Source organism: Hyphomonas sp., assembly GCF_037969335.1.
Taxonomy (GTDB): domain Bacteria; phylum Pseudomonadota; class Alphaproteobacteria; order Caulobacterales; family Hyphomonadaceae; genus Hyphomonas.
This window is the reverse complement of sequence record NZ_JBBKXE010000119.1, coordinates 22,316-36,218: the sequence shown is the minus strand read 5'-3', so window position 1 is coordinate 36,218 and position 13,903 is coordinate 22,316. Positions and strand designations below refer to the sequence as shown.

Below are 13,903 nucleotides of genomic sequence, written 5' to 3'. Positions count from 1 at the left end.
CATGATGATGGGGATGATCATCGGGGTGGGGGCGGCATCCGGCATCGCAATCGCCCAGTCGGTTGGCCGAGGCAACATGCTGCACGTCAAGAAAATCGTGGGGTCGTCGGTGGCATTCGCAGCCATCGCGGCGACACTCATCGCGATTTTGGGGGTCGTGTTTGCACCCTGGCTCGTTGATGTCATTCGGCTGCCGCAGGCATCGCGCGATTTTGCCATCACATTCCTGCGTATGACATGTCTGGTCATGCCTTGCTTGTTCGTCTTCATCTTCCTGATGATGATGCTGCGTGGGTGCGGGGATTCACGCACGCCGTTCAGGTATTCTGTTGTCTGGATTGGCCTGTCGCTCCTGCTGGGGCCGCTTTTCCTCACCGGCTACGGAATCTTCCCGAGGCTTGGAATCGCAGGAGTCGCGCTCGGCAACCTGATTGGCGTCGCCGTTGCGCTCGTCGCCATGGTGCGACACATCTATCGCCGCGACCTGCCTATCGCCCTGCATGGGGAGGAACTGCGTTTCCTGCGTCCGGATCCGGCACTGCTCGCAATGCTGATCAAGCGCGGCCTGCCAATGGGCGCTGAAACGATCATTGTGCAAGGCGCCTATTTTGTACTCCTCGTCATGGTCAACGCCTACGGCGTTGTCACGGCTGCAGCCTATGCGGGCGCAGCGCAATTATGGGGATATGTCCAGATGCCGGCCATGGCGCTGGCGGCCTCTTTGTCGGCGATGGCGGCGCAGAACATTGGTGCAAACCTGTGGCACAGGGTCGATCAGATTGCCCTGCGCGGCTGTCTCCTCAGCTTTGCAATCACCGCGCTGACGGCCATTCTGGTGCTGGCTTTGGGAGACTTGCCGCTCCGCTTGTTCCTGCCGCAAGGCAGTGCCTCCCTCGACATCGCTCACGATATCAATCGCATCGTATTGTGGAGCTGGTCTGTTCTGGCGATCACGGCCGGGCTCCTGTCGATCGTGCGGGCGAACGGCGTGATGATTCCGCCGACCATCGTTTTTGCGTTGACCATGTGGGGATTCCGCGTGCCGTTCGCCCACTATTTCGAACCCCTCCTGGGGCAGGCGTCCATCTGGTGGAGCTTTCCGGTGGGGACGATCTCGTCCGCTTTGCTCGCCATTCTCTATTACCGCTTTGGAGGCTGGCGCCGGAAGGCGTTGCTGATGGATTCGATTGAAAACACGAAACCGTAGTGCAGGCAGCGTCCGTCATCAGGTGAGTTAAGGGATGTGTAGGCGTACTCTGCACGGTGATACCCGCTTATCCGCCTGACATCGACCGCCACGGCCCCGAACAGGCGCGCCCTTCTTGTCGCACAGGATCTGCTGTCTCGCGAAGAGCGGCGACCGGTTCGCATTGGACTGGCGGCTCTCTCATGCGTGTGACCCCGCTTCAGTTTTTCACGCACCTTGGACACTGGTTGGCGCTCGCCAGGCGGCGTATCACGCATTCATTGCGATCATTCAATTTAACACTATGCAAATAGATTAATCGATCATACACTTTCCTGAAATCCGGGCGGAGACTCAGGATCAAAAACAATCGGGAGGAATTAGGACAATGAGAAAAGCATCCATGCTTGCGGCTGTCAGTGCGTTCGCAATCGCAGCAAGTGGTCAGGGGTTTGCCCAGGTTCAAGAGGAACCGGACGGCGTTCGTAAACTGGACCAGGTTACTGTGACGGCGGTCAAGCGGGAGCAGGACCTGAATGACGTGCCTGTGGCGGTAACCGCCTTCACAGCAGATCTCCGTGAGGAATTGGGTCTCGACAGTCTTTCGGACTTTGCGCGTTTCACGCCCAGCCTGGCTTTTTCCGCCGGTGATGACCGGGTCTTCATTCGCGGCGTCGGCCGCCAGACCAATACGAACGGATCCGATCCCGGCGTCGCAACCTATGCCGACGGCATTTACGATTCATCGACAACGGCCGTGTCCAAGAGCGATTTCTTCGTTGAACGCGTCGAAGTCCTGCGTGGACCTCAGGGCACGCTATATGGCCGCAACTCCATTGGCGGCGCGATCAATGTCCTTTCCAAGCGCCCCGCCGACACGCTTGAACGTGAAGTACGGCTGTCCATCGGCAATTTTGAAACGACGGAAGTACAGGCGAGCGTCGCGGGCCCGCTGGGCGACGGCCTTAGAGGCAAGCTCGCGGGATCCTATCGCAATCAGGACGAGGGCTACTTTGATAATGTCGCGGGCGGGCCATCTGAGGCTGGCGCCGGGGAATACACCTATTTCGAAGCTCAGCTTGACGCCGATCTCTCGGAGAATTTCTCGCTTTGGCTGAAGGCCGATACACAAAACGGACGGTTCAATAACCGGACGACCAACAGTGCCAGTCCCTATGATCTGGCACCCGTCCCCGCAGGCTTCCTGACACCCGGGCCGGCATTCGGCTACTTTCAACCCGGCTTCACGCAGGAAGGGGCAGCCACCAGTAACCCCGGCGTGAACGATATCCGAAAATTCAGCGTCGATACCCCGACGACGTCCAAGCTGGACGATAATTACGGCTTGTCTGCAGTCGCGACGTGGAACCTCGATAATATCGACATCAAATATCTCGGCGGCTACCGGACCTATTTCTATGATGCGCTCCGAGACGATGACGGCACGAGCATGCTCTCATACACATTCCCGCTCGATGCCGCCTCGCCGGTTGCCGGTGAAGTGATGTTGGGTGGACCAAACTGCCAGTGGTACCTGGAAAATGTCGGGCCGGTCTGCGCCGCGGCGACAGTCTTTCCCCAGCGTACGTTCGGATATAGTGAAGACAAGTCGTTCTTCAGCCATGAACTGACGGCCCAGTCGTCGGATGATTCAGATTTCTGGTGGATCGTCGGTGCTTATATGTACGACGAAGATTTCCGGCAGGAATCCCATTTCGGTAACAAGGCGCAGCCAGAGATTTCCGCTCCATTGGCCGCAGCGCCGAATCCGAGTGGCGATTTCGTGACGGCGATCTCCGACATGGAAACGACGTCCTACGCTCTGTTCGGACAAGCGGACTACGCCCTGACAGACACCGTCACGCTAACCGGCGGTTTGCGCTACTCGATGGACAAGAAGTCTGGCAGCGAATGGCTCCGGATTATTGCCTACGGGATCATTCCGGGCTTCACGGTCGGTGGATCTGGTGCCGCAACTCCGGCGCTGGACCTGACCGCTGCGTCGGTGTCCTACGCCTCCGCTGCCGGCGTTGCCAGCGCGGTCACGATCGATCCCGCGACCGGACTTGCGACTCGTGATCTCGAGAATGAATGGAATGCGCTGTCAGGTGTGGCAGGGATTCAATGGCAACCGAACGACGATACAAACTATTTCCTTCGCTATAGCCGCGGCTATAAATCAGGTGGTTTCAACGCTGGCGGAATCAGCCAGTTCCCCCAGACGGGTGAAGAACTGCTGGATGCGTTCGAAATTGGCGCCAAGAAATCATTCGGAGGCAATCTGCAGGTGAACGCCACAGCGTATCACTATTCCTATGATGGCCTGCAGGTTCCGCTGGACGTCGAGGAAAATGGCGTGCGTCTGACGCGGTTCTTCAACCTCGCCGACTCGAGCGCACAGGGCTTTGAACTCGAAACGGTCTGGAGCCCGACCGACGCGCTGCGTGTCATGTTCAGCTATGCGTACAACGACTCGGAAGTTAAGGATGGCTGCTGCTTCGTGGACGTCGCCGATCCGTATGCTATCCAGCCGGATGCGAATCCTGTTGGGCAGTCCGATGCGAGCGGAAACCAGTACCAAAGCCTTGAGGGCGAAATGCTGCCGCGCACGGTGCCGAACAAGTTCGGCCTGAATGTCAGCTACGACATTCCGCTCGGCGAAAGTGGCGACCTGACCTTGTCAGGTAACTATTCCTGGCTGGATGACACGTATCATGGCGTCTTCAATCGGTCCTACACACAAACCCCGTCGTCCGATCAGGTCGATCTGATTGGTGTCTGGACCAGTAGCGAAGAGGCCTATCGCGTCGTCGGGTACGTCAAGAATGTGTTTGACGAACAGGGCTTCGATGGGTCGACAGGTACAGCGAGCTATGCGCCGTTCGGGGTGTCGCAGACATATTACCTAACTGCGCCGAGAACGTTTGGTGTCCAGCTTCAGATGCACTTCTGAACGCCGGTCGTATGACGCAACCAACGCAGGCGAAGACAGGCAAGCTCCCGTGGACGACAAAGCTCGTCTACGGGCTGGGGACTGTCGCTTTCGGGATCAAGGATAACGGCTTCAACGCCCTGTTGATGATCTTCTACAATCAGGTCGTCGGTCTTCCGGCGGCCTGGGTTGGCGGGGCGATCATGCTTGCCATGGTCGCCGACGCCGCGTTCGATCCGATCGTCGGTCAATGGTCCGACAGTTTGCGGACCAAATGGGGGCGTCGCCATCCATTCATGTATGCCTCTGTCATACCGGTCGGCATTTTCTACTTTTTGTTATGGCAACCCCCGTCCGGAGCCACCGACGGGATGTTGTTTGCTTATCTTCTGTTGATGACGAGCGCGACGCGTATCGTCATAGGAGTTTACGAAATTCCGTCCACGGCGCTCCTGGCGGAATTCACCAAAGACTATCATGAGCGAACAGAGCTCGTTGCATACCGGTTCTTCTTTGGTGTCGTTGGTGGAATCCTGATGGGCATCTTCGTGTTCACGGTGATCTTCTCCAATGATCCTGCCAGCCCAGGCGGCATTCTTGATGCGTCGGGATACCGCGAGTACGCCGCGATCGCGGCCCCCTTGATGGCGATAGCAATCTTCATATCGTCGATAGGTACGCACGGTCGGATTTCTTCGCTCGTTGAGCCGCCTCCTGTTGTGCGTCAGAATTTCTGGCGTACCGTCAAGGAGATGGCTTCAACACTGTTTGATCGCACCAATGCCCCAATCCTTGTCGGCAGCATATTTGGTTCAATGGCAGGCGGACTGAACGCTGCACTGACAATTTATATGCAGACATATTTCTGGGAACTAACGGCTGATATGATTGCGCTGTTGGCGGCAAGCGGCTTGCTGGGAGTCGCGCTGGCTTTCGTGATCGTGCTCCCTGTTTCAAAAGTGTTTGGTAAGAAGCGAACCACGCTCGCGCTTTACGCTGTAACGCTTATCGGCGTGGTGGCGCCTGTTATCCTTCGGCTGGTGGGACTGTTTCCTGAGAATGGCAGTCCCATACTCGTGCCGCTTCTGTTCGTCTTTATGACAGTGGTCGCGATGGCGGTCGTCACCGCCTCCATTCTGGTCGCGTCAATGGTGGCAGATGTGACAGACCAGATACTGCTCAAGACTGGCCGCCAGTCCGAGGGTTTGATTTTTTCAGCGACCACTTTCGTGGGAAAGACAGTTTCAGGCATGGGAGTCCTGGTGTCCGGCCTCATCCTGACGCTCGTTGGCTTTCCTGAAGGGGCCAAACCGGGCGCGGTAGATATCGCCATTGTTCACAATCTTGCATTCTGGTTCGCTCTGGCGACGTTGGTCTTTACGAGCATGGCACTGGTCATAATGAGCTTCTACCCTGTTTCAGAGCATGATCATCAGTTCGCGGTAGAGGAGATCGCACGGAAGCGGGCAGCGGAGAGTTGACTTCGCTATAAGGTGGTGATCGCGAAATCCATCAATAATTCAGCAGCTTGAAGGCCCTCAAACACATAATTCTCCAGTACATTGATCCGAAGATCAGGTAGTCTAAATTTCCACTTATTATCAGGCGCGCGGCGGGATGAGGTCGTGCTAAGAGAAACACAATGGTCAAAAACCCCAAGCCCAAAACAACCAAGCCTGCTGGAGGTGGGGATGATGCGCAGGTTGCGGAAATCAAATACCCGCGTCGCACGGAACGGCGTAAACGCACCAGAGCAAAAATCCTGAAAGTCGCCGCAAAGCAGTTCAGCGAAGGTGGGTATGGCCCAACGACGATGCAGTCCATCGCCGATGAGGCCGATATTCACGTCACGACATTGTTCATGCATTTCAATAGCAAGAGTGACCTTGCGCTGAGCATTGTAACGACTGCTGCGGATGAACTACGTGAGCGGGCGGCGAATGCGAGGGGCGAAGTCGGATTTTTCGACTATTTCCGACGCGAGGTCCGCACGCTGGTCGCCGCGCTGAAGTCCTCTGCCCAGCCGGGCTTGATGTTCTGGAATACCCAGCGGGGCGATAACGAACTCGCCTTTGCCTGGACGGCGTTCGAGCGAGAACAAAGAAATATCTACGCGGAATTCATTGCAGCGGAATATGGAGTCGATCGTGCGAATGATTACCGGCCAGACCTGATCGTTTCGCTCGTGCTTTCCAGCATCATTCTAGCGCACAAAAGGTGGAGCCGCGCTCCAGGGAAACTGAGCCTTAAGGCCGAAGTTGACGCGTGCCTCGAGATCGCCGAAACAGCGGCGCGAAATATGCTGTCACCGGGCGTTGCTGAATAGATCCGATCTGTCGCGCGGTATCCATTCAACTTATTCCAATATTTAGGATTGCGACGGCATGATCCATGGTGAAATAAATTGTCGGATCATGGTGGGCGAAGTGCGATGACGGAAATTCCCTACAAGGCACCGGCCCTCGAAAAAGGGCTGGATATCCTGGAAAGCCTTGCCGGCGTTCGGGTGCCACAGTCGATTTCCGATATAGCCCGCAACCTTGGGCGGTCGCGCAGCGAGATTTATCGCATGGTCGTGGTGCTTGAGGCGCGGGGATATGTGGAGCGTACGGAAGATCCGGAAAAGCTGCAATTATCCAATCGGCTGTTCGAGATCGGGATGCGCTCGCCACCCAAGATGAATCTCCATGATGCAGCGCTTCCGGAAATGTCGGCGCTTGCATCGAGCATGATGCAGTCGATTCAACTTGCCGTTACAAGTTCCGATCAGATTGTCGTCATCGCTCGCACTGAGAGCCCCGACGATGTCGGGTTCAGTGTGCGGCTTGGTCATCGGCGTTCGATCATGAAATCTGCGTCCGGTCTGGTCCTGTTCGCCTTCGCGTCTCCGCTGCAAAAAACGAAGATTCTCAAAGACCTGAAAACTGGTGGTGCTGAAGCTGCGGATATCAACGCGTTGGAGGCGCAGACTGACGAGGTTCGGCGCCTCGGATTTGTTTGCATGCCGTCGCGAATGGTCGATGGCGTTACCGATATTGGTGCGCCGATATTTGATTCAGCCGGGACCGGCGCAGTTGCCAGTTTGACGGTGCCGTTCGTGGTGACGCGTCGCGCCGGCGTGACAGTTGAAGAAGCGCCGCATCTGGTCTCCGAAGCCGCGTTGAAAATATCCGCGACACTGGGCTATGCGGGGCAGGGGGTGGCCTAGTCGAGGTGGAAGACTTCTTCCATCGGAACCCACCATTCTCCCTCATCGGCCGACTCTAGCGGAGTCTGGCACGGGTCAGTCAAAGCCCACCATTTCCGGGTGTCGGCGTCTTCGCCCATTCGCTTCATATCCGCATCAAGATCATCGCCGTGGTACTCGTATATGCCGACGAGCAGGTTTTCCGGCTCTCGCAGGAAGATGCTGTAATTGCGAATATTACAGGCGGAGATCTGGTCCAGAATTGTGGGCCAGGCGTTCGCGTGCAGGTGCTTGTACTCTTCGACCTTCTCGGCGTTCAGCCGGATCATCCACGCTTTTCGTTCCATGCTGTTCTCCTGCGAATCCGTCACCCTGTAGCAAATAGTTGGAGCGCTCGGCGAGTTGGGAGTCGATCATTCTTTCTATCGCTCGTTTATATGCGAACAAAGCGCTTGCATATGAAACATGGTGTGTTTATTTAGCTGACATGAAGTCGCTCGTCTAGAGGCGACTCGCGGGAGGAAAACAATGAGACTCGGAACGTGCATTTTGGGCGCATGGGGTGCCTGTCACCCGGATGTCTGCAGCGGTGATTATCGTGGCTGCTAAGACGACAAAGTATTCAGCAACGGCTGAAAGCCTCAGCGCGCACGAAGCACCGGAATGGTTTCGCGATGCCAAATTTGGCATTTTCATTCACTGGGGACCCTATTCGATCCCGGCCTTCGCGCCGAAGCATTCGCAAATCGACCAATTGGTCACATCCGATGAGCGTCATGGATTTTCCAATACGCCTTATGCTGCATGGTATCAGAACACGATGCTGTTCGAAGAAAGTCCGACGGCGGCCTATCACCGTGAGACGTTTGGCGAAGACTATTCCTATGACAATTTCGGCCAGGCTTTCAATGACGCGCTGGAGGGCTGGGACCCGGTATCCTGGGCGCGCCTCTTCAAGAGCTCGGGTGCGCGATATGTGGTCCTCGTCACGAAGCACCATGATGGTTTCGCCCTCTGGCCAAGCGACGTGCCTAATCCCAACAAGCCGGGCTGGCACACAACGCGCGATGTCGTGGGCGAATTGGCCGAAGCTGTGCGTGCCGAGGGGCTCAAATTCGGTGTCTACTATTCTGGCGGAGTCGACTGGACCTTCAAACACAAGCGCATCGAGAGCTTTGTCGACTTCATGACGAGCATGCCGGGAGATGCCGAAGGCTATTCGGACTATGCCAATGCGCAATACGAGGAGCTGATCGAGCGCTACCAGCCAGACTATCTCTGGAATGATATCGCCTATCCTCACGCTCAGGACTCGTTTGATATTATTGCCAAATATTACAATACCGTTCCGGAGGGCCTGACGAATGACCGCTGGATCACACCCGATGGACAACTTCCCGAAGGCGCGTTCGACAAGCCAGAAGGCCTGACGGGCCTGCTGCCACCGATGCCTCAGGTTTGGGACACGCGCACACCTGAATATGGGATGTTCGACCGCATTCTTCCATTCCTCTGGGAGACGACGCGCGGCATGGGCCACTCGTTTGCTTATAATCGGAACGAGACAGAAGAAGACTATATCAGCCGCGATGGCATCGTCGCGATGCTGGCCCGGTCTGCCTGTTTCAATGGTAATGTCTTGTTGAATGTCGGCCCGCGCGGCGACACGATCATTCCACCCGGTCAGGCCGCTCGTCTCGAAGCGGTGGGCGAGTGGTTGAAAACCGCCGGCGTGGCCGTTCAGGACACGCGATCTGTTCAATTGGCTGAGCGGGATGTCGACGGAATCGCGATCGGCGCGACACGAAACGGCAACAACGTGTACATCCATCTGTTCGGAGTACCGGCAGGCAAAGCCATCACGGTCGGGCTGCCCGATGACCTGAACGATGTCATTACGGCGCAGCAGATCGGGGGTGAACTCACCGAATGGTCGGTCGATGATGGCAAATTGACGGTATCTGTGCCGGATTGGGCTGATACGGCGGTCCAGGTGCTCGCATTGGAGCTGTCGGCATGATCGTCGGTCTTGATGCGCGCGATATACGGTTTCCAACGTCCCGGCATAGCCACGGCTCGGATGCCATGAACCCCGATCCTGACTATTCGTGCGCTTATGTCAGCTTGCTGATGAGCGGCGGCGAACAGGGTGGCAATGGCCTCACCTTCACAATCGGGCGCGGCAACGATCTTTGCGTCGCGGCAATTGAAGGTCTTGGTCAGCACCTGATCGGTCGCAGCCTTGACGAATTTGAGGAAGACCTCGGTCTCGTTTCGCGCCTTCTGCTTAATGACAGTCAATATCGCTGGCTCGGACCTGAAAAGGGTGTCGTCCATCTCGCTGCTGCTGCACTCATCAACGCGGTCTGGGATGCGCTCGCAAAGCGTGCCGGAAAGCCGCTATGGCGATACGTGAGCGACATGTCCCCGGAGCGTATCGTTTCGGCGATCGATTTCCGACACATCAGTGACTACCTGTCGAAGGCGGAAGCGTTGGCTCGCCTGACCGAACAGGCGAGTGGGAAAGCGGCCCGCATCGAACAACTGATGCGCGACGGGTATCCAGCCTATACGACATCCGCTGGCTGGATCGGATACACTGACGCCGAGATCGTGCGGCGCCTGAAGGAGGCTTATGCTGAGGGCTGGCGCCACTTCAAGATCAAGGTCGGCGGCGATCTTGCGGGCGACCTGAGTCGCTGTAAGCTGTTCCGCGACACACTGGGTCATGACGTTCGCCTGAGTGTCGATGCCAATCAGGTGTGGGACGTGGCTGATGCCGTGCAGGCGATCAAGGCAATGGCGGAATACGATATTTACTGGGTTGAGGAGCCCACAAGTCCGGATGACGTTCTGGGCCACAAGGCAATTGCTGAACAGGTGTCGCCGATCCTGCTCGCGACGGGAGAGCACGCGCATAATCGCGTCATGTTCAAACAATTCCTGCAGGCCGAAGCGATCGGATTTTGTCAGATTGATGCGTGCAGGCTGGCAGGCGTGAACGAAGTTCTCGCTGTCATGCTGATGGCCGACAAGGCCGGCATCCCTGTCTGCCCCCACGCGGGCGGCGTTGGTTTGTGCGAATATGTCCAACACCTCTCGATGATCGATTTTGTGTGCATTTCGGGAACGATGGAGGGGCGCGTGATCGAGCACGCTGCTCACCTTCACCAGCATTTCCGCAATCCGATCGAGATACAACAAGGCCGCTATATGGCTCCAACGGCGCCGGGCTATTCGGTCGATTTGTGGCCCGATAGCATGGCTGACCATGAGTATCCGAATGGCAAGGAATGGGCCAAGGTGGCTGCGATATGAATACGTCCGATAAAGCCGGCGCGAACGACAGGCCAGTAACCTACACTGCGTCTGCAGAGAGCCTGCAGCAGCACCCTGTGCCGGACTGGTTCCCGGACGCGAAGTTCGGCATATTCATCCACTGGGGCCCCTATTCGATTCCGGCCTTCGCACCGCATCACGCTCAGATCGGTGATGTTTCAGGAGACGGTGCCACGCAGACGTTTGCGGATGTGCCGTATTCGGAATGGTACCTCAACACGATGAAATTCGAGGATGGCGCGACAGCGGCATTCCACCGCGAAACCTATGGCAAAGATTATTCCTATGACCGGTTCGGCGAGGCGTTCAACGCGTCTCTCGAAAACTGGGATCCTGTTGCCTGGGCGAAACTCTTCAAGCGTTCCGGCGCGCGCTATGTTGTGCTTGTCACCAAGCACCATGACGGGTTCCTCCTGTGGCCGAGCAACACGCCCAACCCTCACAAGACAAACTGGGGTACCAAGCGGGATGTCGTGGGCGAACTTGCGGCGGCGGCGCGGGCTGAGGGGCTGAAATTTGGCGTCTACTATTCGGGCGGCATTGACTGGACATTCAAGGATGCCCGGATCGAATCGTTTGCAGACGTCATGGCGATTCCGGGGGCTGCGGAGGGATATATCGACTATGCCAACGCGCACTACAACGAACTGATTGAGCGCTATGAGCCGGATTACCTCTGGAACGATATTGGCTATCCGAGCCAGCAAGCGTCCTTCGATATCCTCGCGAAATACTATAATGCCGTTCCTGACGGTTTGACGAACGATCGCTGGATGGCGCCGGACGGCGAATTTTCGGCCGACGCTTTCGACAAGCCGGAAGGCCTGACGGGGATCATGCCACCGAAGCCGCCGGTATGGGATGCGCGTACACCAGAATACGGCATGTTTGATCGAATCCTGCCATTCCAATGGGAGACGACGCGTGGCTTGGGCCACTCGTTTGCTTTCAATCGAACCGAATCGGACTCCGACTATCTCTCCCCCGGTGAGATCGCGACGATGCTGGCGAGTGCGTCCTGCTTCAATGGAAACGTGCTGCTTAATGTCGGGCCACGCGGGGACGCGCAGATTGATCCGGCGCAGGCCGCCCGTCTCGAAGCAACCGGCGAGTGGCTCTCGACGGTGGGGCGGGCTGTTCAGGACACGCGCCCTATTGCTCTGCCCCAGACCAGCATTGACGGCATCAACATCGGCGCAACCCGCACAGCCGATGCGCTTTTTATTCATATTTTCGGCAAGCCGGGTACCGACAGCCTGGAAGTTCAGTTGCCTGCCGATGTCGGCACTGTCGAAACTCTGCGCCTGATCGGCGGTCAAGCGGCTGACTGGTCGTGCGATCAGGACACGCTGAGTGTTGAGGTCAGCACCTGGTCCGATGACGCTGTGCAGATTTTTGAACTGGGGCTCTCCCATCCGGAACCTGACGTATGACCCAGCGCGCCTCCCTGGATTTGCCAGCTTACGGTCTCGGTGCTGCGGGGCTGGGCAACCTGTATACGGCGATTTCGGATGAGGAGGCGCAGGCGACGCTTGAAGCCGCGATTGTGGCGCAGCTGAACCTGTTTGATACGGCGCCCTATTACGGCCATGGCTTGAGCGAACAACGGATTGGCGCCTATCTCGCCTCGTCGGAATTTCAGCCTGTGATCTCTACCAAAGTGGGGCGGATGTTGGAGCCGGCCGGATCGAAAGACATCCCGGACAATGGCTTTGAATCACCGGCACCGTTCATCCCAAAGTTCGACTATTCGGCAAAAGGCATAAGGGAGGCGTTCGCGGGCAGCCAGCAGCGGCTTGGCGTCGAGGCCGTTGATATTCTCCTGCTCCACGACATTGGCGAGATGGTGCATGGGCCCGCCCATGGGGCCATGCTGGCTCTGGCTCTGGAGGAAGCGCTGCCTGAGATGGCGGCGATGAAGGCTGAAGCGAAAACCAAATGGATCGGTCTTGGCGTCAATGAGATCGACGTCTGCCGGCAGGTGCTCGAGCATGTGGATCTCGACGTCCTGCTGATAGCGGGCCGCTACACTTTGCTGGAGCACGCCGACTCCCTGTCCTTTCTCGATGAATGTCACCGCAATGGCGTAAAGGTCATCATTGGTGGTGCATTCAATTCCGGCCTGCTCGCTTCGACCGGTGAAGAACCGCTTCATTACGATTACGTTCAGGCGCCCCAATGGGCGGTTGAGCGAACGGGGCAGCTGCGGGCGGTTTGCGAGACTTTCAATACGCCTCTACCAGCTGTGGCACTTCAGTTTTGCGGTTCGCACCCGGCGGTTGCGTGCGTCATTCCCGGCGCCAAATCTGCCGCACAGGTCCGGCAGATCGCTGACTGGACGCAGATGGAGATTGATCCAGGCCTCTGGGACGCGCTCAAGGATCGCGATCTCATTTCACGCGATTCACCGGTGTGCTGATGGACAAGCTTGATGCACATATGCATGTTTGGCAGCTCGAGCGCGGAGACTATGACTGGCTGACGCCTGACCTTGGCATCATCTATCGCGACTTTGGAATCGATGATGTCTGGATCGAAGCGTCTCATGCCGGTGTATCGCGGACCATTCTTGTACAAGCCGCCGCCAGTGCTGCCGAAACCGATTACCTTCTTGGCTTGGCCGCGACGGACGAACGTGTCGCCGGGGTCGTCGGCTGGGTTGATTTTGAGGCGCCTGATGCTGCAGCCCAAATCGCCCGGCGGGCGAAAGACCGGAGCATCGTCGGCCTCCGCCCGATGATCGCAGACATTCCGGATCCAAACTGGATTCTTGAGGACGCGTTCACGCCGGCCCTTGAAGCCATGCTGGTGAATGGCCTCGTTTTCGATGCGCATGCGCGCCCGGACCTTGTGAACGTAATGACGTCACTCGCCACGCGCTATCCAGACCTTCAGATCGTTCTCAATCACGGTGGCAAGCCGCCGATTGCTTCACGCGAGCTCGATGAGTGGCGGCGGGATATTTCGACATTGGCGCGCCAGAAAAACGTGGCGTGCAAATTGTCAGGCCTTTTGACCGAGTCCGGTCCGTATTCTGACGATGTCGCCATCGGTGATGTTGTGGAGCATCTTGCGGAATGTTTTGGTGCGAACCGCCTTCTGTGGGGTAGCGACTGGCCCGTCCTGAACATGGCGGGATCGTATTCGCAGTGGGTGCGCCAGAGCGAACGTCTGATCGGCAAACACGTTGCAGGTCACGAGACCGCGACCTGGTCGGGTAATGCCGAACGAATTTATTTGGATAGAACGGGAGTTTGAG

At 57.3% G+C, this 13,903-nt stretch carries 11 protein-coding genes; 10 read left to right on the top strand and 1 reads right to left on the bottom strand.

The window, feature by feature from the left end; translation table 11 throughout:
• From AADA04_RS09020 to AADA04_RS09000, 5 genes are all read left to right on the top strand, one after another.
• Window positions 1–1,207, top strand: a 1,207-nt coding sequence (locus AADA04_RS09020; protein WP_340692928.1) for an MATE family efflux transporter, incomplete at its 5' end; no start/stop codon positions are given.
• Window positions 1,208–1,574: 367 nt separating this feature from the next.
• The gene (locus tag AADA04_RS09015) at window positions 1,575–4,139 is read left to right on the top strand and encodes a TonB-dependent receptor (protein ID WP_340692927.1); all 2,565 of its coding nucleotides are present in this window, start codon (window positions 1,575–1,577) and stop codon (window positions 4,137–4,139) included.
• An 11-nt stretch (window positions 4,140–4,150) separates the two neighbouring features.
• Window positions 4,151–5,599 carry an MFS transporter gene (locus AADA04_RS09010; RefSeq protein ID WP_340692926.1) on the top strand — a complete coding sequence of 483 codons (1,449 nt, stop codon included), beginning with the start codon at window positions 4,151–4,153 and terminating at the stop codon, window positions 5,597–5,599.
• 161 nt (window positions 5,600–5,760) lie between these two features.
• Window positions 5,761–6,444 carry a TetR/AcrR family transcriptional regulator gene (locus AADA04_RS09005; RefSeq protein WP_340692925.1) on the top strand — a complete coding sequence of 228 codons (684 nt, stop codon included), beginning with the start codon at window positions 5,761–5,763 and terminating at the stop codon, window positions 6,442–6,444.
• A gap of 105 nt (window positions 6,445–6,549) precedes the next feature.
• Entirely contained in the window at window positions 6,550–7,326 is a 777-nt protein-coding gene (locus AADA04_RS09000) for an IclR family transcriptional regulator (RefSeq protein ID WP_340692924.1), read from the top strand.
• On the opposite strand, the gene AADA04_RS08995 is transcribed toward AADA04_RS09000, so the two are convergent.
• Window positions 7,323–7,652, bottom strand: coding sequence for an L-rhamnose mutarotase (locus tag AADA04_RS08995; protein ID WP_340692923.1), 330 nt, complete (start codon window positions 7,650–7,652; stop codon window positions 7,323–7,325). The two genes, AADA04_RS09000 and AADA04_RS08995, sit on opposite strands and share 4 nt — an antisense overlap.
• A gap of 215 nt (window positions 7,653–7,867) precedes the next feature.
• Between AADA04_RS08995 and AADA04_RS08990 the strand changes: the two genes are divergently transcribed.
• The 5 genes from AADA04_RS08990 to AADA04_RS08970 are packed head-to-tail and all read left to right on the top strand — an operon-like array spanning window position 7,868 to window position 13,902.
• The gene (locus AADA04_RS08990) at window positions 7,868–9,325 is read left to right on the top strand and encodes an alpha-L-fucosidase (protein ID WP_340692922.1); all 1,458 of its coding nucleotides are present in this window, start codon (window positions 7,868–7,870) and stop codon (window positions 9,323–9,325) included.
• Window positions 9,322–10,623, top strand: a complete 1,302-nt coding sequence (locus AADA04_RS08985; RefSeq protein WP_340692921.1) for an enolase C-terminal domain-like protein — start codon at window positions 9,322–9,324, stop codon at window positions 10,621–10,623. The genes AADA04_RS08990 and AADA04_RS08985 overlap by 4 nt, the downstream gene beginning before the upstream one ends.
• Window positions 10,620–12,077 carry an alpha-L-fucosidase gene (locus AADA04_RS08980; protein ID WP_340692920.1) on the top strand — a complete coding sequence of 486 codons (1,458 nt, stop codon included), beginning with the start codon at window positions 10,620–10,622 and terminating at the stop codon, window positions 12,075–12,077. The genes AADA04_RS08985 and AADA04_RS08980 overlap by 4 nt, the downstream gene beginning before the upstream one ends.
• Complete coding sequence (locus tag AADA04_RS08975) at window positions 12,074–13,063, top strand: aldo/keto reductase (RefSeq protein ID WP_340692919.1); 990 nt, start codon at window positions 12,074–12,076, stop codon at window positions 13,061–13,063. The genes AADA04_RS08980 and AADA04_RS08975 overlap by 4 nt, the downstream gene beginning before the upstream one ends.
• Window positions 13,063–13,902, top strand: coding sequence for an amidohydrolase family protein (locus AADA04_RS08970; protein ID WP_340692918.1), 840 nt, complete (start codon window positions 13,063–13,065; stop codon window positions 13,900–13,902). Before AADA04_RS08975 ends, AADA04_RS08970 begins: the two co-directional genes overlap by 1 nt.
• Window position 13,903 lies beyond the last annotated feature (1 nt).

Bases quoted from the DNA above. Each gene is read 5' to 3' on its own strand.
- AADA04_RS09000 (WP_340692924.1), top strand. From the start codon at position 6,550: ATGACGGAAATTCCCTACAAGGCACCGGCCCTCGAAAAAGGGCTGGAT.
- AADA04_RS09010 (WP_340692926.1), top strand. From the start codon at position 4,151: ATGACGCAACCAACGCAGGCGAAGACAGGCAAGCTCCCGTGGACGACA.
- AADA04_RS09015 (WP_340692927.1), top strand. From the start codon at position 1,575: ATGAGAAAAGCATCCATGCTTGCGGCTGTCAGTGCGTTCGCAATCGCA.
- AADA04_RS08995 (WP_340692923.1), bottom strand. From the start codon at position 7,652: ATGGAACGAAAAGCGTGGATGATCCGGCTGAACGCCGAGAAGGTCGAA.
- AADA04_RS08970 (WP_340692918.1), top strand. From the start codon at position 13,063: ATGGACAAGCTTGATGCACATATGCATGTTTGGCAGCTCGAGCGCGGA.
- AADA04_RS08975 (WP_340692919.1), top strand. From the start codon at position 12,074: ATGACCCAGCGCGCCTCCCTGGATTTGCCAGCTTACGGTCTCGGTGCT.
- AADA04_RS09005 (WP_340692925.1), top strand. From the start codon at position 5,761: ATGGTCAAAAACCCCAAGCCCAAAACAACCAAGCCTGCTGGAGGTGGG.
- AADA04_RS08985 (WP_340692921.1), top strand. From the start codon at position 9,322: ATGATCGTCGGTCTTGATGCGCGCGATATACGGTTTCCAACGTCCCGG.
- AADA04_RS08980 (WP_340692920.1), top strand. From the start codon at position 10,620: ATGAATACGTCCGATAAAGCCGGCGCGAACGACAGGCCAGTAACCTAC.